We start from the raw sequence: 25,214 nt of genomic DNA on the forward strand, positions 1-25,214 counted from the left end.
ACCACAGGGCGGGAGTCGGCCTTAAATGGCGAAATCGCAAGTTCAGTCCGTGGCGCTGCCCCGGATTGTCGATCTCGATGCGCTTGATGACATCGCAGAAGCGCTGATCGGCGCGCTGTCGGCTGGTCCGGTCGATGTTGATGCCTCTCGTGTCGAACGCGTCTCCACCAACGCCCTGTTCATGCTTTTGAGTGCCGCAGAGACGGCCAGGAAAGCCAAATTCGCCTTCACCATCTCGGGCGCGAGCACTGCGGTAGCCGCGGCCATCGAAAAGCTGGGCCTCACACCCGCTTTCGAACCCGTTCTCAAGGGATAGTATCGATATGCGCGTTCTTACCGTCGACGATTCGCGGACCATCCTCGCGATGCTGCACCACACGCTCACCAACGCCGGCTTCGAGGTGCTTCAGGCCGAGAATGGGCAGGTCGGGCTCGACGTTCTGGGGCGCGAGAGCGTCGATGTGGTGATCACCGACATCAACATGCCGGTCATGGACGGTATTGAGTTCATCAAGAACGTGAGGGCCTCGGGCAAATACCAGAGCCTACCGATCCTGATCCTGACCACCGAAACCAGCCAGGACAAGCGCGACCAAGGGCGCGCCGCTGGCGGGACCGGCTGGATCGTCAAACCGTTCGATCCCGAAAAGCTTATTTCGGTCATCAACAAGGTCGTTCACTGAACGCGAGCGCGAACACTTCGCCAATGGGGGCTGTGGCCAAAAATGAGTGACCTCGACGAATTCAAGGCCACGTATTTCGACGAATGTTCCGAGCTGCTGCTCGAACTCGAGGAACAGTTTTCGGCCATCCAGGAGGGTGACCGGGACGGGGACAGGCTCAATGCCGTGTTCCGCGCCATCCATTCGATAAAGGGCGGCGGCGGGGCCTTCGGGTTCGACGCGCTGGTCAAATTCGCCCACAGCTTTGAGACGTTGCTCGATTATGTGCGCGACGGACGGGTGGAATTGAGCGAAGATGTCGTTGTTCTCTGCATCCGCTCGATCGATATCGTTGCCGATTTCGTGACGGCAGCGCGCGAGGGTGAAGCGCTGGCCGCCGACTATGGCGCCGTGGAAAAGGCTCAGTTCGACGCGCTGGCAAAGGGCGAAGTTGCCGCGGGCGCAGACCCGGCTGACGACGAAGAACCCATGGATGACTTCGACATCGATTTCACGCCGGTCGCTGTCAATTTTGATGCGAGCAAGCCTATAACCTCTGTTGCGCCCTCCGTCGACGGGGCGAGCGTATGGACAGTCAAATTCACACCCTTTTCGACGCTTTACGAGCGGGCCAACGACCCGCTGCTGTTGTTCCGCGAACTCAGCCTTCTGGGTGAAATGAGTGTCGAGCCGGAACTGGCGTCGATTCCGGCGCTGGCCGCGTTCGAGCCGTTCGGGGTTTACTGCTCGTGGACGATTTCGCTGGTTTCGGACAAGGCAAGCGAGGAAACGATCCGCGAGGTCTTTGAGTTCGTGGATGGGGATTGCGAAATCATCATCGAAAAAGGCGGTGCAGCGCCCGCAATGATTGAGGACGATCTGCCCAGCTTTGCGGCGCTGGCCGATGAGGCCAAATCGGAGCGCAAGTTCGTGCCGAGCGGGGAGCCCGACGACATTGTTGTGCCCGAGATCGAAGGCTTGCCGATAGCGCCGGCTTCCCGGGAGGTCCAGGACGTACCGGCGCCCGTCGCCGCGCCCAATGTGGTGCCGATGGGGGGCAAACCGGCTGAGACAGCCGAAGAGCCCGGATCCGGGCGCCCGGTGGGCATGAGTTCGATACGTGTCGATCTCGACAAGGTCGACCGCGTGGTCAACATGGTGGGTGAACTGGTCATTACCCAGTCGATGCTCACCCAGCAGATGGATGACGCCATCCGCGACCGGTATCAGGAACTGGTCCGCGGCATCGAGGTTCTGGCACAGACCACGCGCGGGTTGCAGGATGCGGTGATGGCCATTCGCGCCCAGCCCGTCAAATCGGTATTTTCACGCATGCCGCGCCTGGTGCGCGAGCTGGCGTCCAAGACAGGCAAGAAGATCAAGCTCGAAACCATCGGCGAGAACACCGAAATCGACAAGACGGTGATCGAACAACTCTCCGATCCGCTGACCCATATGGTGCGCAATTCGGCCGACCACGGGATCGAAACGCCCGACAGGCGTCTGGCGAATGGCAAGCCCGAGATCGGAACCGTGAGGCTTTCAGCCGAGCAGGCGGGCGGCAACATCCTGATTATTGTCGAGGATGACGGGGGCGGGATCAACCGCGAGCGGGTGCTCGAGATCGCCCGCGAGCGCGGGGTGGTCGGACCCGATCAGCAATTGACCGAGGAACAGATCGACAATCTGATCTTTGCGCCTGGCTTTTCGACGGCCTCGGAGGTTTCCGACATCTCGGGCCGTGGCGTGGGCATGGATGTCGTCCTTTCCAACATCAAAAAGATCGGTGGCTCGGTGCATGTGAGAAGCTGGACCGGCAAAGGCACGCGCATGACGCTGCGTCTTCCGCTCACGCTGGCCGTGCTCGACGTGATGCTGGTCAAGGTGGCGGGCAGCCCTTATGTGATCCCGCTTTCCTCGATCGTTGAGACCATCCAGAATTCGCGCGCCGATTTCGGGCAGATGCCCTCGGGTGGCAAGGTTTTGCAGGTGCGCGGGGAATATGTGCAGGTTGTCGATCTGGCCGATCGCTTCCAGATGGTCTCCCACCAGGACGATAACGAGGGGTTTGTCGTTCTGTGCGAGGCTGAAGGCAATTCCAAGATCGCGCTGGTGGTCGATGACATTATCGGCCAGCAGCAGGTGGTCATCAAATCGCTCGAAGAGAATTTCGAGAGGATCGACGGCATCGCGGGTGGCACGATCCTGGGCGATGGTAACGTTGCGTTGATTGTTGATGTGCAATCTCTCAAATCGGGAAATGCGCATCAGAATGCTGCATAGGGCCACAAGGCTCGACATTTGGGGGATAGAACGCTCCCCATTCTAGTGAGGTCACGACATGGAAGCGCTTGGTCTTCGCGACGAATACTCCGATACCACGGCAGGAGCCAGCCACAATTCGCTGCAGCTGATTGCCTTTTCGATCGACGAACAGATCTATGGCGTCGAAATCACCACGGTGCGCGAAATCCGCGCCTGGAACGGGGCGACGCCTTTGCCCAACACGCGCGAATATGTGCGCGGGGTTATCAACCTGCGCGGCACCATCGTGCCGATCTTCGATCTGCGCGCCCGGTTCGGTGACGGACAGACCAATCCCACCAAGAACCACGTCGTGGTGGTGATGAGTGTGGGAGAAAAGTGGATCGGCATCCTTGTTGATGCGGTATCCGACATCCTGACGGTCTCCAAGGACGACATTCATGCGGTGCCGGAAGGCAATTCGGGTGATACCGAACTTTTGAACGGGATCGTCACCCATGACAGCCGTATGGTCGGCCTGATCGATCTCGCCGCCGTGGTTTCGGGTGCTAAGACCGACGCTTAAAGCGTCGAGTCGAGATCGAATTGATTGAACCCGCCTGCGTGAGCCGGCGGGTTTTTACTTGCGCGGATGCTTTGGGCCGGTTGGTTAAGTATGACGGGAAGTAATCGCAGCGCAACTGCTCGGTCAGTTCGACCTTGCGACCGCGCCTAGAAGAACTCGACTTCGCCCGTATTTGTGCGGGCGGCGATGCCCGAGAGGGATTCGTCGCGCAGTTCGTCAAGGGTGAGGGTGGACCAGACGCCTTCGGCGGCCTGGGCGTCGTTGCCGTCGGAGAGATCGGCGATCTTGCGGGCGGCATCGGCCATGTTGCGGCAGCGCTGTTCGATGCGGTCCTGCATCTGAAGGGCGACGACAATCTGGCGAATGGCGGTGGAACGGGCGGCGTTGCAATCGATCGAGGTGTCGCCGAGAGTCAGGAGGCTGGCGGTGATGCCATCAACCATTTCCGCCGTCTGGCGAGCGGTTTCTTCCAGCTCTCTGGCCAGTTTGTGCAAGCTCATGCACGGCACCCCCGATTCACAATCATGGCGATCATACTGGCAGACTTCTAAACCGATGCTTGCCAATTTTCCCTATCCGTAGTCATCGCCGGTTAGGGTTAGCAAATGGCTAACGAATGGCGCGATAGGTTCGGAAAAATTCAATGGGAAAACCGGTTCGTGTCGGTTTTGCAAAAGGTGCAGGGAAGCGGTGAATGCCGTTTGAATTATCTTGATGCCGGACACTTTCATCCGCGGCGTGGTGACTACCGTCCACCAGGGCGATTGTGTCGTATCGAACCAGCCGGATGCGACGTTCTCGACGATCCTGGGATCGTGTATATCGGCCTGCGTGCGTGACAGGGTGGCGCAAGTGGGGGGCATGAATCACTTCCTTCTGGCCAGCCAGTCGGGGTCGTCCAAGGACCGGTTCGGTGAATCGGCGCGCTATGGTGCGTTCGCCATGGAGCAGCTTATCAACATGGTTCTGACCAAGGGAACGGGACGCAAGACCAATCTCGAATTCAAGGTGTTCGGGGGCGGCAATATTCATGCGGGAATGCACGATGTTGGCCAAAAAAACATCGAATTCGTTCGCGAGTTCCTGGGCAATGAAGGCTATACCCTTTCAAGCCAGGACATGGGAGGCAATTACGCCCGGCGCGTGATGTTCCAGCCCCATGCGGGCCGGGCCTTCGTCAAGCGTCTCGATTCGACCGACAACGCCAAACTGGTTCGCGAAGAGCTGGCGATTGCCAACCGCCAGCCCGCCAAGCCGGTGCTCGACGATATCGAATTGTTCTAGGCGTTTTTCTGATCGCTTCAGGCAAAGCGCCGCGCCAGGGCGACACAGACAAAGATGACCGCCGTGGCCGCGAGCATTGAAGTAGCGATGGGTTCGCCCAGAACCAGCCCGGAAAGCGTCAGCCCGAAAAAGGGCTGGAGCAACTGGAGCTGTCCGACGCTGGCGATGCCGCCGAGCGCCAGGCCGCGATACCAGAAGATAAAGCCGACCAGCATGGAAAACACCGACACGTAGGCGAGGCCAAGCCAGGCCGGCGTGCCGATGGTCTGCCCAAAAAGGGGCAGCGTTGCCATTGCCAGTGCGACCATGAGCGGGGCTGAAAGAACCAATGCCCAGCAGATGACCTGCCAGCCGCCCAGCCGTCGCGAAAGCTTTGCGCCTTCTGCATAGCCCAGCCCGCACACGATGATGGCTGCGATCATATAGAGATCGCCGATCAGCGCTCCTGCGCCGCCACCCGAGACGGCGAATACAATGACACTGGTGCTGCCCAATGCCGAAAACAGCCAGAAAGCCGGGCGAGGGCGTTCGCCGCCTCGCAGGACGGCAAACACTGCCGTTGCGAGCGGGAGCAGGCCGATAAAGACGATGGAGCGTGCCGATGTGATGTGCTCGAGGGCCCAGGCCGTAAGCAGCGGAAAGCCGATCACGACTCCGATGGCGACAATGACCAGTGATAAGAGATCGGAGCGCCGGGGACGGATCTGGCCGAGTGCGACCAGGCACACCGCGGCGAGCAGCGCGGCGATGGCGGCGCGGGCCGAGGTGAGAAACAGCGGGGAGAAATCGGTGACGGCAACGCGGGTGGCCGGCAGCGAGCCGGAGAAGATGATGACACCGAGCAGACCGCTCCCCCAGCCCTGAACAGATGATTGCACTTTGCACCGTCCTTTTTGCAACGAGCGCGCGAACCTAGAGGCACGGGGCTGGCCAGAACAGATACAGATCAATACAATAATGAAAAATTGTATTGGAACGGGCAGGCATACATTGAACGCGATCGGGCAAATCGGCAGGCGGACGGAATCCGTGATGCAGGCGATCAGGGGGCGGGTGGCCAGCCGGGCGTTGGTGGCGGGTGACCGCTTGCCTTCCATCCGCGATATGGCCGCTGAGTTGGGGGTTTCCCCTTCGACCGTGGTGGAGGCCTATGACCGGCTGGTGGCCGAAGGGATTATCCGGGCACGGCGAGGATCGGGGTTTTACGTTTGCGCGACAGTATTGCCGCCCCTGGCATTGGCCCGGGAGATTGCGCCGGAGGAGCGCGATATCGATCCGTTCTGGGTGTCGCGGCAATCGCTCGATGCGGACCCGCGGGCGCTCAAGCCCGGCTGCGGCTGGCTGCCGTCCGACTGGATGCCCGCCGAGGCAATCCGTAAAGGCATGCGGGCTTTGGCGCGAAGCGGGGATAGCACGCTCGTCGATTATGGTTCGACGCGCGGATCGGCAGCCCTTCGGCGTGTCATCAGGGGCCGATTGGCGGCGGACGGCGTGGAGGCAGCGCCCGACCAGTTGTTGCTCACGGCCTCGGGGACGAGCGCTATCGATCTGGTGTGCCGTTTCGTGCTGCGGCCGGGCGACACGGTGGCGGTGGACGATCCGTGCTACTTCAATTTCCGGGCGCTGCTGCGTGCTCATCAGGTCAAGATCGTCGGGGTGCCCTATACACCGAGCGGCCCGGACGCAGAGTGGTTCGAGGCCGTGCTGACCGCCGAGAAGCCCAAGCTTTATGTCACCAATAGCGGCCTGCACAATCCGACGGGGGCAATGGTTTCGGCCCAAACTGCGCACAGAGTGCTTTCTGCCGCTACGGCTCATGACGTGACGATTATAGAAGACGACATCTTTGCCGATTTCGCGCCCGAGCCCGTGCCGCATCTGGCGGGATTGGACGGGTTGGATCGGGTGGTGCGGATCGGGAGTTTTTCAAAGACGGTCTCGGCGTCTTTGCGCGCCGGCTATATCGCGGCGCGGCCCGACTGGATCGAGGGCCTTGTCGATCTCCAGATCGCGTCGGGGTTCGGCGGGCCGAGCCCCGTTGCCGCCGAAATTGTGGCCGGAGTTCTGACGGGCGGCGGGTATCGGCGGCATATCGAGGAGGTGCGGCGCAAGCTGGCGCGAGCGCAGGGCGAGACGGCTCTTGGGTTGCGGCGCATCGGAGTGGAGCCATGGATCGCACCACGGGGCGGGTTCAACCTTTGGGGGCGGCTGCCCGACGGGGCGGATTCAACGCTGGTGGCACGGACAGCGCTTGCGGAGGGCATCGTTCTGGCGCCGGGCAATGTCTATAGCGCGTCGCGCACCGCGGAGCGGTTCATGCGATTTAACGTTGCGCAATGCCGAGACCCCAAGATATTCGCGGTACTCGAACGGGCGATCGGGAGCCGGAGCGAATAAGGCGAAACCTTCCCGTAATCTTACCGGGAAGCGGTCATGCTCACGAAGCGTTAACCATAGGCACTTAGGGTGGCGCGACGCATTCGAATTGTCGGCAGTCCATTGGCTCGAACCCGCCTGGTTACCGCATTGCTGGGGCTCTGGTCGGCGACCCTCGCGGTCTGCCTGTTTCTGGCCGTCAATTTTTCTTCCTTTTCCTGGTGGCCGCTGGCGGTAGGCGGGGTTTGGGTTCCCGCGATCGCGGTAAGTTTTGCCGTCGCAATTCTTGCCGACCGGGCGCAGCGCCGTGTGCTTTCGGCGCTGGGTGAGGCGGTGGGGAGCGGCCCGATCGGGAAAAGTTCCGAAATCGAACATATGCGCGTCATCACCGCCAATCTTTGCCTGCGGCTGGAACGCGCCATGACCTATTGCACGGCGTTCGAGACGCTGGCGCGACCGGCCATGCTGGTCGATGGGCAGGGCATTATCGTCAAGATGAGCGCGGGGTTGACGGCGCTGGCGCCCGAATGTGCCGAAACCGATACGGCCGCTGCGCTGCTGGGCATTCGGATCGAGCCTGGCGACGATCGGGCTAGCTATGCCGTCGCGCTTTCCGGGCAGCGCCATGTGGCGCGTGTCACCCCGCTTGTTCCAGACCGCTGGCTGATCGAACTCGACCGGCCCGGCCGGGTGGTTCCGGCTCACGTGCTTGACGAAATCGGACAGGCGCTGGCCGGCGGGCATACCGGCTACCGGATCGCCGCTGAAATCGTCGAGGACGTGCCCGAGCTTGACCTTGTCAATTCAGGGCTCACGACGATCGATGCCGCGGCGGCAAGGCTCGATGCCCTGGCACAAGGTAGGCCTGTCACCGATGACGGCGCCAATGACGGCCTCGCGGCTCGGATCACCGGGCTGGCACGGCAGATCGAGGGTATCGATGCTGAACGCGAAACGGCGCTCGACATGCACAGGCGGGCCCGCGAACGGCTCGAAAAGGTCGGAGCGCTCGTTGAAATCTGCCGCGAGGCGGCACACACCCTGACACGCTCGGCCGGTGACGCACGCGCCCACATGGAAACCGCGCGGGGCGAGATCGATGCCTCGAGGTCGCTGGCTGGCCGCACGATCGAGGGCGCCAAGGAAATCAGCGCGGATGTTGAAAAGGCCAGGGCATCGGCTGAAGAGACTAGCGAGCGGGTCATCGCGGTAACCGGGCTGGTGGGCAAGATCGACAAGCTGGTGGCGGGAATCGAAGAGGTGGCGTTCCGCACCAATCTTTTGGCGCTCAACGCCGCCGTGGAAGCGGCGCGGGCCGGGGAAAAGGGCGCCGGGTTTGCCGTGGTGGCCAGCGAAGTGCGCGAACTGGCCCAGGCGAGCGCCAAGACCTCCAAGGACATCAGGACCTTGGTCAAGTCCGGGCTGGGCGAAGCCGATGCCGGGGCGCAAGGGGCGCGGGCGCTGGCTGAAACCATGGGCGCGGTTACCGCTCATTTACTGAATTTAAGTGAGGAAACGGCAATGATCGGAACCAGTCTTGCAAGCGGGGAAGAAGCGCTTGTGGCGGCGCGCTCCGATGTCGACCTGATCGGGGACCGGGCAAAACAACAGGCCGAGGCGCTGAACGCGCAGCCGGCGGGGCAATCAGCCGGCAGAGCCTAGTTTTGGTGGGCGCGAACCGGCATCGGGGAGTCGGAACTTGTATGGACAATGGTGAATTTCCACTCAGCGAGAGAGAATTTTCGCGCATCCGCGAACGCGTCTATCGCGTAGCAGGCATTTCGCTTTCCGATGCCAAGCGCACTCTGGTGGTGTCGCGCCTGTCCAAGATCGTGCGTGGGCTCTCGCTGCCGGGGTTCGATGCCTATATCGATTTTCTCGAGACCCGGGGCCGGGCCGAGGACGATCAGGATTTCGTCAACGCGCTGACCACCAATCTGACGCGGTTTTATCGCGAAGATCACCATTTCGATCATCTGACCAGCCATGTGGCAGGGCTGATCGCCAGACCGCAGCGTACCGGCAAGGGGGCGAGGCCGCGGTTGCGCATCTGGTCGGCGGGATGTTCGACCGGGCAGGAACCCTACACCATTGCATTGAGTCTTCTGGCCGCATTTCCTGAACTCAAGCGCTGGGATTTCCGCATCCTCGCCACCGACATCGACTCCAACGTTGTCAACAAGGCGGCGCAGGGGGTCTATCCGGCGAGCGAACTCAACGGGCTGTCCGCGCAGCGGGCCGCATTGTTTGAAAAAACAGCGGCGGGGGAAATCTGCATCCCGAACGCGGCGCGGGAGCTTGTCACTTTCAAGCTGCTCAATCTCATCGAAGCCTGGCCCGTCAGCGGCCCGTTCGACGCCATTTTTTGCAGGAATGTGGCGATCTATTTCGACAAGCCGACGCAGGGCATGCTTTTTGACCGGCTTGGTCAGGTGCTGGCGCCAGACGGCTTTCTCTATATCGGCCATTCGGAAAACCTGCAGGCGGTTTCCAAGGGCTTCAAACTGGTCGGCAAGACTGTCTATCAACGCAAGGCAAATGCCGATGCAAAGGACGCAGCATGAGCAATATCAGGGTCCTCGTTGTCGATGATTCGGCACTCATCCGGGACGTTCTTTCAAAAACGCTGGCGCAGGAAGGCGATATCACCGTGGTGGGCACGGCGCATGATCCGCTCGATGCGCGCGACAAGATCAAGGCACTCGATCCGGACGTCGTGACGCTCGATATCGAAATGCCCAACATGAATGGGCTGGCCTTTCTGCAAAAGATCATGCGGTTGCGACCTCTGCCGGTGGTCATGGTCTCGACGCTGACCACCAAGGGCGCGTCGGAAACCATGCTGGCGCTGGAGTTGGGCGCTGTCGATTTTGTGGCCAAGCCCGGCACCGAGATGGCGGGCGGGCTGGAGGCGTTTGGCGCGACCCTGCGTGAGAAGGTGCGATTTGCTGCTCAGTCCGACGTGCAGGCACGGGCCCATCGCGCGCCGACCCCCGATCTGCCGCTCAAGACGGCCGCCGCGCCCGAAGGTGCGCTTATCGCCATCGGTGCTTCGACGGGCGGTGTGGAGGCGATCCGGCAGGTGCTCTCGTCCATTCCTGCTGACTGTCCGCCGATCATGATCGCCCAGCACATGCCCAAGGGGTTTACCGCGCGGTTCGCCGCACGGCTCAACGAACTGATGCCGGTCAGGGTAACCGAGGCCGCCGACCGGATGGTTCTTGAGCGAGGCACGGCCTATGTCGCGCCGGGGGACTACCACCTACGGGTGGAAAAGACTTCGGGCCAGCTCAAATGCCGAGTGACTCAGGACGAAGTAGCCTCGGGGCACCGACCGAGCGTGAACGTGCTTTTTTCGTCGGTGGCGAGGGTCGTGGGCCCGATGGCTGTAGGCGCGATCCTGACCGGCATGGGCCGTGACGGCGCCCAGGGCATGAAGGCGATGCGTGAAGCGGGAGCCTTCACCATAGGGCAGTCGCAGGGTTCGGCCCTGATCTATGGCATGCCAAAGGCAGCGTTTGAGGTGGGCGCCGTGGTCGAGGAAGCGCCGCTGGAAAAGATCGCCGGTCGGCTGGTCTCTGCCCTGATGAAGCTTAAGGCCGCAGCTTGATGGTTCGTATTGAGATTATTGTAACGGTTGTCGCCTAGTTTCGAAGGCTGATCATTCCGGAAGAAGACCGGGTTTTAAGGCGGAGAATCCATGCCAAAGGCCAGCGCAGTCAGCGTTCTCATCGTCGATGACCAGCAATCGATGCGGGGCATCTGCAAGTACATCCTCACTCAACTCGGGTTCAAGGACATCGTGGAGGCCAAATCGGGCCGCGATGCGCTGACCAAGCTTGAAAAGACCAGTGTCGACCTCATCATTTCCGACTGGAACATGGATGATGTCGACGGGTTGACGCTGCTCAAGGTGATCCGCAAGCATCCGCGCACCCAAGGCATGCCCTTCATCATGGCGACGGGCCGGTCCGACAAGGAGCAGGTCAAGGAAGCCATCGAGAGCGGTGTGAACAACTATATCATCAAGCCCTATGATGCCGGAACGATGAAAAAGCGCATTGAGGCGGTTATTGGCGCGCTGAGCTAGGTTGCGCGGACAGTTAGGTGAAGGTGGCCTGCAAATGGCAATTTTCTGCGCTTCGGGTGCTCACGTACCAAATGTACGCTCCGCTTATAGCCCGCGAGCTCAAGCTCGCCGGGCGTTCTTCCCTATCGAAGGTCCACCGGACCTTCGATAACCGGTCATCACTCTCGAAAACCGCCATCTTCGGCTCACCCTGACCTAACTTTCCGCACAACCCGGGCCTTGCGCGGGCGGCGCCTTGAGCGCAACCGGAACGCTCAAGACCCCTTACCTTTGCAAGATGTCCGTTTGCATGGCAAACAGCAGGCGCTATTTGAGGACATCGCCATGACCACAAAAACCATAGGGCTAGTGGCCCATGACGACAAAAAGGACGACATGGTCGCCTTCGCGCATGCGCATAAGGACCGGCTGAGCGGGTTCACGCTGGTGGGTACGGGCACGACGGGCGGGCGCGTGGCGCAGGAAACCGGATTGTCCGTTCTGGCGCTCAAAAGTGGTCCGCTGGGCGGAGACGCGCAGATCGGGGCGATGATCGCTGAGGGGCGGCTGGACGCGCTGATCTTTTTCATCGACCCCATGAGCGCCCTGCCGCACGACGTCGACGTCAAGGCACTGACCCGCCTTGCGACGCTCTATGACATTCCGGTGGCCTACAACAAGTCCACAGCCGAAGCGGTGCTCAAAGCGCTTTGAGTTGACCGAAGGGCGCTGTTGTGAGCAGATGCCGCAATTCCGGGGCTTTTTTGACCTTTTGGTCCAACTAAATTTTAGGGGCTGAGCACAGGCGTGGCGTTTGACGCGGTAATAGAAGTGCGTTCCGTTTCCAAACGGTTTGGCGGACTTCAGGCTGTTTCCAATTGTTCGCTCGAAGTCGAGCGCGGGTCGATCACCGGACTGATCGGACCCAACGGGGCGGGAAAATCCACCTTGTTCAACATGGTGGCGGGCAATTTTGCACCGACCAGCGGCCAGATCATCTTTGACGGGCAGGACATAACGGGGCTCAAGCCTCACCAGCTTTTCAGGCTGGGCATGCTGCGCACCTTTCAGATTGCGCATGAATTTTCCCAGATGACGGCGCTGGAAAATCTGATGATGGTGCCCGGCGACCAGCCGGGCGAGAGCCTTTCAACCTTGTGGTTCCGACCGGGCAGGGCCGCGGTGCGCGAGGCCGAAGTTCGCCAGAAGGCGCTCGACGTTATCGACTTTCTCAAACTCGGGCACGTCAAGAACGAGTTGGCGGGCAATCTTTCGGGCGGGCAGAAAAAGCTGCTCGAACTGGGCCGCACCATGATGGTGGACGCCAAGATCGTGCTTCTCGATGAGGTGGCGGCTGGTGTCAACAAGACGCTGCTCAACGATCTGGCCGCCAATATCGAGCGCATGAACAAAGAGCTCGGCTACACCTTCTTTGTGATCGAGCACGACATGGATCTCATCGCGCGGCTGTGCGATCCGGTGATCGTGATGGCGCAGGGCGAGGTGATCGCCAAGGGCAATATGGAAGAGCTGCGCGCCAATCCCATGATCGTCGAAGCCTATTTCGGCGGGCCGGTGGAGGCCGTGCAATGAGCCTCATCGATCTTAAGGACATCGTGGCCGGCTATGGCGGTGCGCCGATCCTCAACGGCGTCAACATGACCATCGATGCGAGCGATATCGGGGTGATCGTGGGACCGAACGGGGCGGGCAAATCGACGACGCTGAAAGCAATCTTCGGTCTTTTGACCGTTACGGCTGGGACCGTGACGTTCGGCGGACAGGACGTGACCAATTTCGAGGCCGACCGGCTGGTGCCGATGGGGCTTTCGTTCGTGCCTCAGGAACACAACGTCTTTACCTCGATGTCGGTGCACGAGAATTTCGAGATGGGCGCATTCGTCAGGCGCGACGACATCTCTGAAAGTCTCGAGATGGTCTATGAGATGTTTCCTGATCTCAAGGCCAAGCGCAAACAGCCGGCAGGTGAATTGTCGGGCGGGCAGCGCCAGATGGTGGCCATGGGCCGGGCGCTCATGAGCCGGCCGAAACTGCTCATGCTCGACGAACCCTCTGCTGGGCTTTCGCCGCGCTACATGCTGGAAATCTTCGAACAGGTGGTCAAGATCAACGCTTCGGGTGTCGGGATCCTGATGGTGGAGCAGAACGCGCGCCAGGCGCTTGCGTTTGCGACCAAGGGGTTTGTTTTGACCAATGGACAGAACAGGTTCACCGGAACCGGGCAGGAACTGCTCGACGACCCGGATGTAGCCAAGAGCTTTCTTGGGGGGTAGCCCGAGGGCTGGTGAAAAGACATGAACGATCTTATTTTCTTTTTCAATCAGGCGTTGATCGGTGGCGTGGTGCTGGGCTCGGTCTATGCGCTGGGTGCGGTGGGCGTGACGCTGATTTTCGGCATATTGCGGTTTGCCCATTTCGCCCATGGCGACATGATGACCATGGGAGCGTTCATCACCTTCGTTTTGGCTGGTGCGCTGGCGGCGATGGGGATCGTGACGCCCATTCCGACCGGTGTGCTTGTGGTGCCTCTGGCCATGGTGCTGGCGGCCGGACTGGCGCTGGGGATCGACAAGGGATTTTATGCCCCGCTCCGGGCGCGAGGTGCGAAACCCGTGACGCTCCTGATCGCCTCGATCGGCGTCACCATGATGATCCAGGGTCTGATCCGGCTGTTTTTCGGAGTGGAGACGCGCTCGTTCTTCGATACCGAGCCCAAGCAGATTTTCCGGATCGAGTTGCCTTTCGAAGGGGTGACGCGGCCCATAACCTTCACCGAGCCGCAAATCTGGCTCGTGGTTTCGACTGCCGTTGCCGTGATCGCGCTGCATTACTTTCTCACACGCTCCCGGCTGGGCAAGGGCATGCGGGCCATGGCGGACAATCCCGATCTCGCCAAAGTGTCCGGCATCAACACCAAGCTCGTCGTTCGGGTGACCTGGGTGATCGCCGGGGCGCTGGCCTGCTTGGCCGGCACCATGTTGGCGCTCGATGTGACGCTGAAGCCCGACCTGGCCTTCAATATCGTCCTGCCGATCTTTGCCGCCGCCATTCTGGGCGGGTTGGGACACGCCTATGGGGCCATCGCCGGCGGGTTCGTTCTGGGGTTTGCCGAGACCTTGGCAGTATTTAACTGGTCGGTTCTGCTGCGCCCATTCCGGGACGTCTTGTGGTTTGAAATCCCCAATTCCCTGACGCTGGTGCAATCGGAATACAAGCTTACCGTCGCCTTCCTGATCCTTGTCGTCGTGCTTTTGGTGCGGCCCACGGGCATATTCAAGGGAGCCTCCACATGACCGCGCGCTATATCGGGCTGTTTGCAGCGCTGTTTGCGCTGATCGTTTTCGTGGGCGTCATGATGGGCGCCCCGTTCACGGTGCGGCTGATGGTGGAAGCCTTCGCCTTTGCGCTGATCGCCATGGGGCTCAATATTCAGTGGGGCTTTGGCGGGCTGTTCAATTTCGGCATTCTGGGCATGCTGATGGTGGGTGGGTTTGCCGTCACGTTTGTGTCGTTTCCGGTCAATGTGGCCTTCTGGGAGTCCGATGGGCCGATGCTGCTCGGGCGCACCGCAATCGCTGCGGCCATCGGCGCGGTGCTGATCTTTTTCGCCCATCGCGTGCAGCGGTTCGGGATCACGGGGAAATGGCGCGGAGCGGTTATCGTTGTCGCGTGGTTTGCCGCCTATGTGATCTTTCGCTCCCAGATGGACCCGGCCGCCAACACCATCACTTCGACTGCCGGCTGGGTCGGCGGGCTGGGCTTGCCTGTGATCCTGGGCTGGGCCTTCGGGGGCGTTCTGGCCGGGCTAATCGGGTTTCTGGTGGGAAAGGTCAGCCTTGGGTTGCGAGCCGACTATCTGGCCATCGCCACTATCGGGATCGCGGAGATCCTGCGGGCGGTAATCCGCAACATGGAATGGCTCACGCGCGGCACGCTTACGGTCTCGCCCATCCCCTGGCCGGTGCCCAACCCACAATATTACCAGGCCCAGGGCGCATCGATTGCCGACAGTTTCGTTTACGCGCGGGGCGGGTTCCTGGCGCTGGTGGTCGTTATCGTTATCGTGGCGCTGTTTTTGATCCACAGGGCCTATCAGGGGCCCTGGGGTCGCATGATGCGCGCCATCCGCGACAATCACATCTCTGCGGCATCGATGGGCAAGGACGTCACGGGACGGCAGCTGGAAATCTTTATTTTCGGCTCAGTGCTCATGGGCGTCGGCGGAGCCATTCTCGTCTCGTTCGTGGGCATCTACGACCCCTCGAGCTACCAGCCGATCAACCACACCTTTATCATCTGGGTAATGCTGATCGTGGGCGGAGCGGGCAACAATTTCGGGGCGCTGTTTGGCGGGCTGTTCATCTATATTGTCTGGATGCTGTCCGAGCAGGTAGCGACGGGCCTGTTCGGTACGCTGAGCAACTGGTCGTCGTCGATGGGCTGGGGCGAAATCCCCGATATCGAAGCCCGCGCTGTGCAGATGCGGATTTTCGTTCTGGGGCTCGTGGTAACCATTGCCCTGCGATTTGCGCCCAAGGGGCTGTTGCCCGAGCATATCACGCGCAAGGGCTAACCGTTCATAAACTTGCCCTCAGCCACAAAAGCAAAAAGCCCGGGATCGCTCCCGGGCTTTTCGTATTGAGGTGCTGATCGGCTTATTCGATGACGCCGACTTCGACGAAAGTTCCGCCTTCGACGGTCAGTTCGACGATCACGCCGTCAACATCGCCCGCTTCGTCGAAATCAAGGTCGCCGCCGGCGCCCTGATAGTCGATGTCGGTGCCGGCCGCGATGAGTTCCTTGGCCTTTTCCCACTCGCCCGGCAGGACGGTCTCGCCCGGAGCCGAAGAGACTTCGCGAAGGGCAGCAGAAAGGCCCTCACGGTCAGCAGAGCCGTTCTTTTCAATGGCAAGGGCCAGAAGGAAAGCGGCGTCATAGGACTGGGGAGCGTAGACGTCGTTCGGTGTCAGGCCGGCAGCCGTCGCCAGTTCGGCGTAAATCGTCGCGCTTTCGCCTTCGAACGCACCGGCGCGGGTGGCGATCATGCCTTCCACGCTGCCTGCATCGATGCCGGTGAACAGATCGTCGCCGACCATGCCGTCACCACCAACGAAGGTGAGGAAGTTGCCCGATTCCAGAGCCTGACGCAGCAGGGTCTGGCCCGAGGAATTGGCATAAGCGAGAACGACCAGCGTTTCGGCACCCGAGGAGGCGAGGTTGCCCAGTTCGGCGCGGTAATCGGCCTTGCCGTCTTCGTGGGCCAGGTTGGCCGCGATGGTGCCGCCGCCGGCTTCATAGGCCGTGACCACGGCATCGGCGAAGCCCGAACCGTAGTCGTTGTTGACATAGGTCAGCGCGATTTCGGTGATGTCCTTGGACAGCAGCAGCTCGGCGAGCTTCTGGCCCTGGAAGGCATCGGAGGGGGTGGTGCGGAAGACGAGATCGTTGTCTTCGAGCGTGGTCAGGGCCGGGGCCGTGGAGGCGGGCGAGATCATGACGACACCGCCGGGAATGGCAGCGGAATTGGCGCCGCCGATGGTTTCACCGGTGCACAGCCCGCCCACGATGGCGGTAACCTGATCGGTGTTGACCAGACGGTCGGTGGCGTTGGCTGCAGCGGTGGCATCGCAAGCGCCATCGGCGGAAACGATCGTGAGTGTGCCGCCGTCAAGGATGCCGCCCTGATCGTTGATCTGCTGGACGGCCAGTTCGGCGCCGGCGAAGATCGGCGGGGTCAGGCTTTCGATGGGGCCGGTAAAGCCCCCTACAAAGCCGAGCGTGACGTCCTGTGCGACGGCGGGGGCCGCGGCCGACAGAACACTAGCAGCGACCGCAAGGGTCAGAGATTTTTTGATATGACGCATGATATCCCTCAAGAGTTTGGTCGTGCCATGCCCCTCCCGTGCCGCTTGGCGATCTTTTCGGTCCGGACAGCCCAACTGGAAAAAGGCCCACTCGCTGAACCCGCTCCAGGCGACACCATTGCACAGTTGCGTTTATGGAGTCATCAGGTTTTGGCACGAATTTTCGTGAGCCTACAGTTGCTTAACGGGCGGGCTTTTGCCAGTTATGGTCGTTACTCATCCAGGGAGGCCGGGTGGCCGATGCGCATGAAGATGGCTCTTGTCCTTGTGATGGCTCTGGGCATGGCGCCGAATGCCGTGCCGGCTCAGGTCCAGGTGCTCGATAATACGGGCGGGGGACGCGAGGAAGTCGATGCGCCCTCTGCCGGACCTGCATCCCCGGTCACCCCGCCACCGCCCTGCGGCACAGGCGAAATTGCCATTGCCGAAATGGGCTGGCCGTCCGCGGCCATTCTCGCCAATATCCATGCCACCCTGTTGCGGGCGGAGTATCAATGCGGCGTAAGGCTGGTGCCGGGCGAGCCCGAAGCAACGCTTGCCTCCATGGCGACGACGCAGCAGCCCGCCGTGGCGCCTGAATTGTGGGTTTCGCGGCAGGCCGAGGTTTGGAACGGGGCGATGCAGGCTTCGAGCGCGCGGGCGGCAGCCGCCACCTTTACGGGTGGAGCGCTGGAGGCCTGGTTCGTGCCGTCCTATGTGATGGAAAACAATAGCGGGCTGGCAGCGGCCGACGACATCATGGACCATTGGCAGGTTTTCGTGCCGCCCGGAGAGACACGGGCGGAGCTTTATTCCTGCCCGACCGACTGGGCCTGCGCTATCATCAACAGGAACATGGCGGCCGGGCTGGGGCTGGACGAACGCTTCGATATCGTCGAGCCGCTCGACAGGTTCGCCATGGACGGGACCATTACCGATGCGGTGAGCCAGCGCCAGCCCGTTTTGACCTATTACTGGCAGCCGAACGCGCTGATCGACCGGCTCGATCTGGTCCCTCTCGACATGGGCGGATTTGATGCGGGCAATGCCCAGTGCATGGCTATCCGCGATTGCGTGCCGTTCGGCGGATCGGGTTTTGCGCCCGACACTGTGGTGATCGCAGTTGCCGAATGGGTGTTTTCGGACACGCCCGACATTGCGGATTATTTCGCGCGAGCCTCAATGCCGCTCGATGAAATGAATCGGCTCCTGGCCTGGCAGGCTGAAAACGAAGCAAGCCCGGAGGCTGTGGCGCAACACTTCCTCATCACGGGGCAGGACATCTGGCAAGGCTGGGTAGGCGAGGTCGAGGCGACCGAGGACGGGGCTGCGCAGTAAGAGTTTCCTAACCATCGGAACGCGGTTTTACGGCGTTGTCGCAAGACTGTTACACAATTGGCGAACACTGAAAGTTGGCCCGAAGTCCGTCGCGGGTTCTTGTTACAAGTCATTGATTTCATGAAATAATATTTCGCGATGTTCACTTCGCATTAAAACGCGCTCAGTAAGGTTCGGGCCGAACAACCGGTCGTGGCGTCGCATGCGTACAGAACTCTCCCTCACCAATATCCTGGCCGTCTATCGCGGTACTGCTTTTGCCGCGGGCGCGGCCGGTTGCCTGATCGTTACGGCGGCGCTTGAAGCGCTGATTGCCAGGTGGCTCGGCCTGGCGCACGAGAACCTGGCGCTGTCGGTGGTGGCGATTGCCGGGCTTGCGCTCCTGGCGATCATTGTATGGGGCTATTTCTCGCTGCGCAGAGCGCTTGTCTTCTCCGAGACCCAGCGGCGCGAATTGCTGGCTTCGCTCAACCGCGATGCACTGACGGGGGCGTTCAACCGCAAATATTTTCTCGATCAGCTGCGCGAAATGGTGCGGGCAGCCGAGAGCATGCCCGTGGCCTATATTCAGGTCGACATGGATCATCTCAAGGCGATCAATGACGGGACGGGCCACGGGGCGGGAGACCAGGCGCTGGTGCGGCTGGTGCGCACGCTCGAGGAACTGGTGCCCGGAGCGATAATCGGCCGGTTGGGCGGAGACGAGTTTGCCCTGGCACTGACGGGGGTCACCTCGAAGGCGGCGCTGAAACGACTGGGAGACCGGGTACTCGAAGCGCTTGACCGCCCCGCCCCGCTGGCGGGACGCGATATGCGGCTTTCGGCCACCATGGGCATCGCCACGGCGCCCGACGATGCTGGGGATGCCGATACGCTGATTTCGAAGGCCGATCTGGCGCTTTACAAGGGCAAGAATGGCGGGCGTGGCCGGGTTATCGCCTTTGAGCGAGAATTGCTCAGCGAAGAGCGCTATCAGCGGTTTATCGAGCGCGAGTTGCGGGCGGCGATCCTGATGGACGAGCTTGAAATTCACTATCAGCCGGTTTTCGACCGGGATGGGCGACAGCGCTCGGTCGAGGCGCTGGTCCGCTGGCGCCATTCGGTGCGCGGAATGATTTCTCCCGCGGCTTTCGTCCCGATCGCAGAACAATCCGACCTCATTGCCAAGCTGGGGCAATGGGTGTTGCGGCGGGTGTGTGCCGATGCCTCGCGGCTCCCAACCAAGGTGGTGGCGATCAATGTTTCAGCAGCTGAACTGCGCCGTCCCGATTATGCGGCCGGGTTCGCCGAAGAGATTGCCGCGGCGGGACTGACGGGTGAGCGCTTCATCGTCGAGATCACCGAAACCGCGCCGTTGCACAAGAATTCGATCGAACGCACCAATCTCGAATTCCTGCGGGCCCTGGGCGTGCGCATCGCCGTCGATGATTTCGGGGCCGGGCATGCAAGTCTCGGCTATCTGCGCGATCTCTCGTTCGATATCCTGAAGATCGACAGGGCGTATGTGGCCGAGATCACCTCGCGGCCCGTGGATTCGATGATCGTTGAATCGATCTGCAAGATCGCGCAGGGGCTGGGGATCGAGGTGATTGCCGAGGGCGTGGAAACCGCTGAGCAGCATGCGGCACTTGCCGAACTGGGCTGCACGGGGTTTCAAGGGTTTCTCCTGGGTCGGCCACAACCGCTTGAGACCGCGATCGCATCCGAAGCGGCGGCGATTAAAGCAGCCTGAACCCGACGGGCTCTGTTGCGCACCTATGGCCATGATGGCTATAAGAGTTATGAATGGTGCGAACTTTTCCGCGGCTGGGAGAACGGGTTTTGGATATCAGGAAGATAAATGACCGCGTGAGCGTTTCGGGGCAGATTCTGCCGTCCGATATCGGGACGATCAAACAAGCGGGCTTTGTCTCGATCATCAACAATCGTCCTGACGGCGAGGCGCCTGACCAGCCATCAGGAGCCGAAATCGCGGCAGCCGCAAAAACGGCCGGCCTTGGCTATTATGAAATTCCCATGGGCCGCGAGGGTGTGACCTCGGACATGGTGGCTGCCACCCGCTCGGCGCTCGAAGAAAGCGATGGGCCGGTGTTTGCGTTTTGCCGCTCGGGCACGCGCTCGACGACGCTATGGGCGCTCAGCCAGGCGGGCAGCGACACATCGGATGCAATAATCGATTCCGCTGCAAAGGCCGGCTACGACATGAGCCATCTGGCCGCGCATCTGGACAAGCCGATTTCCTGAACGACCCATCGAAGGGTTCAACCCTTCGACACTCTTTTCCGGCCATATCCTTGACCGGATTTATGACGGCAATACGATTTGCGGGCGCCTGTTCCCATGCGTCCAGACACGCTCCAGAGCATTTCCGCTTTTTTGGCAGAAATCCTCTAAGTCTTTGTTTTATCGCGTTTCCGAATGGGACAAGTGGTGTCCACTTTGCCTGAAAACGCTCTAGCAGGGGGTTCCCAGTCCATGGCCATCAAAAAGATTCTCGTTGCCAACCGCTCAGAAATTGCGATCCGGGTGTTCCGGGCCGCCAATGAGCTTGGCCTCAAGACGGTTGCGGTGTTTGCCGAAGAGGACAAGCTGGCGCTGCATCGGTTCAAGGCGGACGAGGCCTATCTGATCGGGCAGGGCAAGGGGCCGGTGGAAGCCTATCTGCAGATCGACGAATATATCCGCGTGGCGCGGATTTCGGGCGCCGATGCGATCCATCCCGGTTACGGGCTGTTATCGGAGAGTCCCGAATTTGCCGATGCGTGTGAAGATGCAGGGATCATCTTTATCGGGCCCAAGGCGCAGACCATGCGCGATCTGGGCAACAAGGTCGCGGCGCGCAACATGGCGATCAAGGCGGGCGTGCCCGTGGTGCCGGCAACAGAACCCCTGCCCGACGATCTCGATGAAGTGGCAAAAATGGCCGATGCGATCGGCTATCCGCTGATGCTCAAGGCGAGCTGGGGCGGGGGCGGGCGTGGCATGCGGCGGATTACCGATCCCAAGCAGTTGCGCTCGGAAGTCTCCGAGGGCAAGCGCGAAGCCAAAGCGGCATTCGGCAAGGACGAGATGTATCTCGAAAAGCTCGTCGAAAAGGCGCGCCATGTCGAGGTGCAGCTGCTCGGGGACGACCATGGCAATCTGGTGCATCTGTTCGAGCGCGACTGTTCGGTGCAGCGGCGCAACCAGAAGGTCGTCGAGCGGGCTCCCGCTCCGTACCTTTCGCAAGAAACGCGCAAGGCGCTGACCGATGCGGCGCTGAAACTGGGCAATGAAGCCAGTTATCGCTGCGCGGGAACCGTCGAGTTCCTGATGGATGCCCAGACCGACGAATTCTATTTCATCGAGGTCAATCCGCGCATCCAGGTCGAGCATACCGTCACCGAGGAAGTGACGGGCATCGACATCGTCAAGGCGCAGATCAATGTGATGGACGGAGCGGTGATCGGGACGCCAGCGTCGGGGATCCCAGCGCAAAAAGACATCGTGTTGCATGGCCATGCGCTGCAATGCCGGGTGACCACTGAAGACCCCGAAGAAAACTTCATTCCCGACTACGGGCGGATCACTGCCTATCGCGGCGCGACCGGGTTCGGGGTGCGGCTTGATGGCGGAACCGCCTATTCGGGGGCGATCATCACCCGGTTTTACGATCCGCTCCTGGAAAAGGTGACCTGCTGGGCGCCGACTCCCGAGGAAGCGATTGCGCGGATGGACCGGGCGCTGCGCGAATTCCGCATTCGCGGGGTCTCGACCAATCTGACGTTCCTCGAAAATATCATCTCGCACCCCGGCTTTCGCGACAACACCTACACGACGCGGTTCATCGACACGACGCCCGAACTGTTCGATATCGAAAAGCGCAAGGACAGGGCGACCAAGCTCTTGACCTATATTGCCGATGTGACGGTGAACGGGCATCCCGAAGTGCGCGACCGGCCCAAACCACCGGCGAATGCGGCGGCGCCCGTGGTTCCAGAATATCCCCCACTCCCGGTCGTTGAGGGCAGCCGGCAGATCCTCGAGCGTGACGGTGCCAAAGGACTGGCCGACTGGATGAAGGCGCAAAGCCGGGTGTTGTTTACCGACACGACGATGCGCGACGGACACCAGAGTCTTCTGGCCACCCGCATGCGCACGTTCGACATGGAAAGAATTGCCAAGGCCTATAGCCGCGGTCTGCCCAACCTCTTTTCGCTCGAATGCTGGGGCGGGGCGACGTTCGATGTCTCCATGCGTTTCTTGAACGAAGACCCCTGGGAGCGGCTCAAGAAGATCCGTGAAGGCGCACCCAATATTCTCACCCAGATGCTGCTGCGCGGGGCGAACGGTGTGGGTTACACCAATTATCCCGACAATGTCGTGCAGTTCTTCGTCAAAAAAGCCGCCGAGGGCGGGATCGATATTTTCCGGGTGTTCGATTGCCTCAACTGGGTCGAGAACATGCGGGTCGCCATGGATGCGGTGATCGAGAGCGGCAAGGTCTGCGAGGGCGTTGTCTGCTATACCGGCGACATGCTTGATCCCGATCGGGCCAAATATGATCTCAAATATTATGTCGGGCTGGCCAAGGAGCTCGAAGCTGCGGGCGCCCATGTGCTGGGCATCAAGGATATGGCCGGGGTAATGAAGGCGCCTGCGGCCAAAAAGCTGTTCGCGACGCTCAAAGAAGAGATCGGTATCCCCATCCATTTCCACACGCACGATACGTCGGGGGCTTCGGCGGCCACCGTGCTGGCGGCCTGCCAGGCCGGTGTCGACGCTGTGGATGCGGCGATGGATTCGTTTTCGGGCACCACAAGCCAGCCCACGTTGGGCTCGCTGGTGGCGGCGCTGGAAGGAACCGAGCGCGATTCGCAGCTTGCGCCCAAGGCGATCCGGGAAATCTCGTTTTATTGGGAAGCGGTGCGCACGCAGTATCGGGCCTTCGAGAGCGATCTCAAAGGCGGGGCATCGGAAGTCTATCTGCACGAAATGCCTGGGGGGCAGTTCACCAATCTCAAGGAGCAGGCCCGCTCGATGGGGCTGGAAACCCGCTGGCACGAAGTTGCCCAAACCTACGCCGACGTTAACCAGATGTTCGGCGATATCGTCAAGGTAACGCCATCTTCGAAGGTGGTGGGCGACATGGCGCTGGCCATGGTGTCCTCGGGTCTCAAGCGCGCTGACATCGAAAATCCCGATAAGGACGTGTCGTTCCCCGATTCGGTGATCGGGTTCTTTGCCGGCGATCTGGGCCAGCCGACCGGCGGGTTCCCAGAGGCGCTGCAAAAGAAAGTGCTCAAGGGCAAGAAGGCTCTGACCGAGCGGCCCGGCAAGGGTCTGGCACCGGCCGACCTCGAAGCGGAGCGCCAAAAGGCCGAGGAGATTTCGGGGATGGAAATCGATGATTTCCGGCTCGCCTCGTACCTGATGTATCCGAAAGTCTTTGCCGAGTTCGCCAAGGCGCAGGACCTTTACGGCCCGACAGAAGTGCTGCCCACGCCCGTCTATTTCTATGGCCTTGATCCGGCAGACGAGATTCTCGTCGATCTGGAAAAGGGCAAGACCATGGTTGTCCAGTTCCTCGGGCAGTCGGAAACCAATGAGAAGGGTATGGTGCGGGTGTTTTTCGACCTCAACGGCCAGCCTCGCGCAGTGGCAGTGCCCGATCGGCTCAAGGCTGGCGACATCGTTGCGCGCCCCAAGGCGGTTGCGGGCGATGCCAAACAGGTCGGCGCGCCCATGCCAGGGGTCATTTCGTCGCTGGCGGTTCAGGCCGGCCAGAAGGTCCAGGCGGGCGATGTGTTGCTCTCGATCGAGGCTATGAAAATGGAAACCGCTCTGCACGCCGAAGCGGACGGGGCGGTTGCCGAGGTCCTCGTCAAGCCCGGCGACCAGATCGACGCCAAGGACCTGCTGATCCGGATCGAATAGATCAAGTCCGCTATTTTTCGAATCGCGGACTTGATCTAAGTCCTTGTTTCTTCGCGCGTCCGAGCTGGAAAACCGTTTCCATCCCCGATCGGGTCCAGGACATGCTTTTGCTGGGACGCGCCCTGGCTGCGGTCATCGGCACGCACTCCCGGCCAAGAAAAAGGACGGCGCGGAAAGTCCGGGCCGCCCAAGGCAAAGGGGAGGAGATCAATCATAAGGTCCGGGAAATCCCGGGAGGGACGACCCGCACCCGAAGGGATTTGCGGGTCGTCAAGAAGCTAGATCGTGCCCATCAACATCAGGATGAGGATAACGACCAGAATGACACCGAGAATACCGGTCGGGCCATAGCCCCAAGCGCGCGAATATCCCCAAGTGGGCAGGGCACCAATCAAAAGCAAAATCAAAATGATAATCAGAATTGTCGAGAGGCCCATTTTTCAAATTCCCTCACAGTGACCATTATGGCCTGTAGAACTTTTGTGAGAGGCAAATGGTTCCCGCGGACAGCTTCTTTTACATTCTGCGCGCCGTTCCATCGATGATCGGGCCGTCCTGACGCGCGCGAACCGGTGCTGTGGCCGGCAGGCGCGAAACGATCCAACTCACCATGAGCGGCACCAGAATAATGTCGTCAATCCAACCGAGCAGCGGAATAAAATCGGCGACCAGATCGACGGGCCAGACGAGATAGGCAGCGGCCGCAACGGTCGCGAACTTGAGATAAAGCGGAGTGCCCGGCGACCAGAAGGCCTTCCAGAGCAGGAAAGCTTCCTTGCGAAACCGCAGGAAGCGAGGCAGCAGGAGGGAAGCGAGGTTCTTTATCATGGATTTTAGATGGGCATCGGCGACCGTCTTTCAAGGCCGCTAGAACA

Annotated in this window: 24 protein-coding genes; 19 read left to right on the forward strand and 5 right to left on the reverse strand. The window is 60.9% G+C overall.

What is annotated here, in order from left to right; translation table 11 throughout:
- Window positions 1-25 precede the first annotated feature (25 nt).
- The 4 genes from ACP148_RS17940 to ACP148_RS17955 are packed head-to-tail and all read left to right on the forward strand — an operon-like array spanning window position 26 to window position 3,492.
- Window positions 26-316: an STAS domain-containing protein gene (locus ACP148_RS17940; protein WP_421952688.1), complete on the forward strand. Its 291-nt coding sequence runs from the start codon at window positions 26-28 to the stop codon at window positions 314-316.
- A 1-nt stretch (window position 317) separates the two neighbouring features.
- Window positions 318-683, forward strand: coding sequence for a response regulator (locus ACP148_RS17945; RefSeq protein WP_421952810.1), 366 nt, complete (start codon window positions 318-320; stop codon window positions 681-683).
- A 42-nt stretch (window positions 684-725) separates the two neighbouring features.
- Window positions 726-2,945 (forward strand): chemotaxis protein CheA, encoded by a 2,220-nt coding sequence (locus ACP148_RS17950; RefSeq protein ID WP_421952687.1) that lies wholly within the window; start codon window positions 726-728, stop codon window positions 2,943-2,945.
- Between the two features lie 58 nt (window positions 2,946-3,003).
- On the forward strand, window positions 3,004-3,492 hold the full coding sequence (locus tag ACP148_RS17955; protein ID WP_421952686.1) for a chemotaxis protein CheW: 489 nt from the start codon (window positions 3,004-3,006) through the stop codon (window positions 3,490-3,492).
- Between the two features lie 146 nt (window positions 3,493-3,638).
- Here the strand turns inward: ACP148_RS17955 and ACP148_RS17960 are convergent, their stop codons facing one another.
- A complete protein-coding gene (locus tag ACP148_RS17960) occupies window positions 3,639-3,992 on the reverse strand; it encodes a hypothetical protein (protein ID WP_421952685.1) in 354 nt (117 codons plus the stop codon).
- Window positions 3,993-4,206: 214 nt separating this feature from the next.
- Here ACP148_RS17960 and ACP148_RS17965 point away from each other — a divergent pair, with 214 nt between their 5' ends.
- A complete protein-coding gene (locus ACP148_RS17965) occupies window positions 4,207-4,776 on the forward strand; it encodes a hypothetical protein (RefSeq protein WP_421952684.1) in 570 nt (189 codons plus the stop codon).
- Between the two features lie 17 nt (window positions 4,777-4,793).
- Here the strand turns inward: ACP148_RS17965 and ACP148_RS17970 are convergent, their stop codons facing one another.
- A complete protein-coding gene (locus ACP148_RS17970) occupies window positions 4,794-5,654 on the reverse strand; it encodes a DMT family transporter (RefSeq protein WP_421952683.1) in 861 nt (286 codons plus the stop codon).
- A gap of 154 nt (window positions 5,655-5,808) precedes the next feature.
- Between ACP148_RS17970 and ACP148_RS17975 the strand changes: the two genes are divergently transcribed.
- From ACP148_RS17975 to ACP148_RS18020, 10 genes are all read left to right on the forward strand, one after another.
- Window positions 5,809-7,173, forward strand: coding sequence for a PLP-dependent aminotransferase family protein (locus ACP148_RS17975; RefSeq protein WP_421952682.1), 1,365 nt, complete (start codon window positions 5,809-5,811; stop codon window positions 7,171-7,173).
- Window positions 7,174-7,275: 102 nt separating this feature from the next.
- Window positions 7,276-8,814 carry a methyl-accepting chemotaxis protein gene (locus ACP148_RS17980; protein ID WP_421952681.1) on the forward strand — a complete coding sequence of 513 codons (1,539 nt, stop codon included), beginning with the start codon at window positions 7,276-7,278 and terminating at the stop codon, window positions 8,812-8,814.
- 41 nt (window positions 8,815-8,855) lie between these two features.
- Entirely contained in the window at window positions 8,856-9,716 is an 861-nt protein-coding gene (locus ACP148_RS17985) for a CheR family methyltransferase (protein ID WP_421952680.1), read from the forward strand.
- Window positions 9,713-10,762 carry a protein-glutamate methylesterase/protein-glutamine glutaminase gene (locus tag ACP148_RS17990; RefSeq protein WP_421952679.1) on the forward strand — a complete coding sequence of 350 codons (1,050 nt, stop codon included), beginning with the start codon at window positions 9,713-9,715 and terminating at the stop codon, window positions 10,760-10,762. The genes ACP148_RS17985 and ACP148_RS17990 overlap by 4 nt, the downstream gene beginning before the upstream one ends.
- A 90-nt stretch (window positions 10,763-10,852) precedes the next feature.
- Window positions 10,853-11,242 (forward strand): response regulator, encoded by a 390-nt coding sequence (locus ACP148_RS17995; protein WP_014132207.1) that lies wholly within the window; start codon window positions 10,853-10,855, stop codon window positions 11,240-11,242.
- 324 nt (window positions 11,243-11,566) lie between these two features.
- Entirely contained in the window at window positions 11,567-11,935 is a 369-nt protein-coding gene (locus ACP148_RS18000; protein WP_421952678.1) for a methylglyoxal synthase, read from the forward strand.
- Window positions 11,936-12,052: 117 nt separating this feature from the next.
- Complete coding sequence (locus ACP148_RS18005; RefSeq protein WP_421952677.1) at window positions 12,053-12,814, forward strand: ABC transporter ATP-binding protein; 762 nt, start codon at window positions 12,053-12,055, stop codon at window positions 12,812-12,814.
- On the forward strand, window positions 12,811-13,515 hold the full coding sequence (locus tag ACP148_RS18010) for an ABC transporter ATP-binding protein (RefSeq protein ID WP_421952676.1): 705 nt from the start codon (window positions 12,811-12,813) through the stop codon (window positions 13,513-13,515). Before ACP148_RS18005 ends, ACP148_RS18010 begins: the two co-directional genes overlap by 4 nt.
- Window positions 13,516-13,536: 21 nt before the next feature.
- The gene (locus tag ACP148_RS18015) at window positions 13,537-14,535 is read left to right on the forward strand and encodes a branched-chain amino acid ABC transporter permease (RefSeq protein ID WP_421952675.1); all 999 of its coding nucleotides are present in this window, start codon (window positions 13,537-13,539) and stop codon (window positions 14,533-14,535) included.
- A complete protein-coding gene (locus tag ACP148_RS18020; protein ID WP_421952674.1) occupies window positions 14,532-15,815 on the forward strand; it encodes a branched-chain amino acid ABC transporter permease in 1,284 nt (427 codons plus the stop codon). Before ACP148_RS18015 ends, ACP148_RS18020 begins: the two co-directional genes overlap by 4 nt.
- Before the next feature lie 82 nt (window positions 15,816-15,897).
- Here the strand turns inward: ACP148_RS18020 and ACP148_RS18025 are convergent, their stop codons facing one another.
- The gene (locus ACP148_RS18025; RefSeq protein ID WP_421952673.1) at window positions 15,898-17,106 is read right to left on the reverse strand and encodes an ABC transporter substrate-binding protein; all 1,209 of its coding nucleotides are present in this window, start codon (window positions 17,104-17,106) and stop codon (window positions 15,898-15,900) included.
- Between the two features lie 246 nt (window positions 17,107-17,352).
- Here ACP148_RS18025 and ACP148_RS18030 point away from each other — a divergent pair, with 246 nt between their 5' ends.
- From ACP148_RS18030 to pyc, 4 genes are all read left to right on the forward strand, one after another.
- The gene (locus ACP148_RS18030; protein ID WP_425033607.1) at window positions 17,353-18,423 is read left to right on the forward strand and encodes a glycine betaine ABC transporter substrate-binding protein; all 1,071 of its coding nucleotides are present in this window, start codon (window positions 17,353-17,355) and stop codon (window positions 18,421-18,423) included.
- Window positions 18,424-18,625: 202 nt separating this feature from the next.
- Window positions 18,626-20,155, forward strand: coding sequence for a putative bifunctional diguanylate cyclase/phosphodiesterase (locus ACP148_RS18035; protein WP_421952671.1), 1,530 nt, complete (start codon window positions 18,626-18,628; stop codon window positions 20,153-20,155).
- 89 nt (window positions 20,156-20,244) lie between these two features.
- The gene (locus tag ACP148_RS18040; RefSeq protein ID WP_421952670.1) at window positions 20,245-20,667 is read left to right on the forward strand and encodes a TIGR01244 family sulfur transferase; all 423 of its coding nucleotides are present in this window, start codon (window positions 20,245-20,247) and stop codon (window positions 20,665-20,667) included.
- Between the two features lie 231 nt (window positions 20,668-20,898).
- Window positions 20,899-24,339 carry a pyruvate carboxylase gene (gene pyc, locus ACP148_RS18045; RefSeq protein ID WP_421952669.1) on the forward strand — a complete coding sequence of 1,147 codons (3,441 nt, stop codon included), beginning with the start codon at window positions 20,899-20,901 and terminating at the stop codon, window positions 24,337-24,339.
- A 278-nt stretch (window positions 24,340-24,617) separates the two neighbouring features.
- On the opposite strand, the gene ACP148_RS18050 is transcribed toward pyc, so the two are convergent.
- Together ACP148_RS18050 and ACP148_RS18055 are read right to left on the reverse strand one after the other, a co-directional pair.
- Window positions 24,618-24,776: a DUF3309 family protein gene (locus ACP148_RS18050; protein ID WP_338608935.1), complete on the reverse strand. Its 159-nt coding sequence runs from the start codon at window positions 24,774-24,776 to the stop codon at window positions 24,618-24,620.
- Window positions 24,777-24,855: 79 nt separating this feature from the next.
- A complete protein-coding gene (locus ACP148_RS18055; protein ID WP_421952668.1) occupies window positions 24,856-25,167 on the reverse strand; it encodes a YkvA family protein in 312 nt (103 codons plus the stop codon).
- Window positions 25,168-25,214 lie beyond the last annotated feature (47 nt).

This window comes from Pelagibacterium sp. (assembly GCF_965249125.1).
Lineage (GTDB): Bacteria > Pseudomonadota > Alphaproteobacteria > Rhizobiales > Devosiaceae > Pelagibacterium.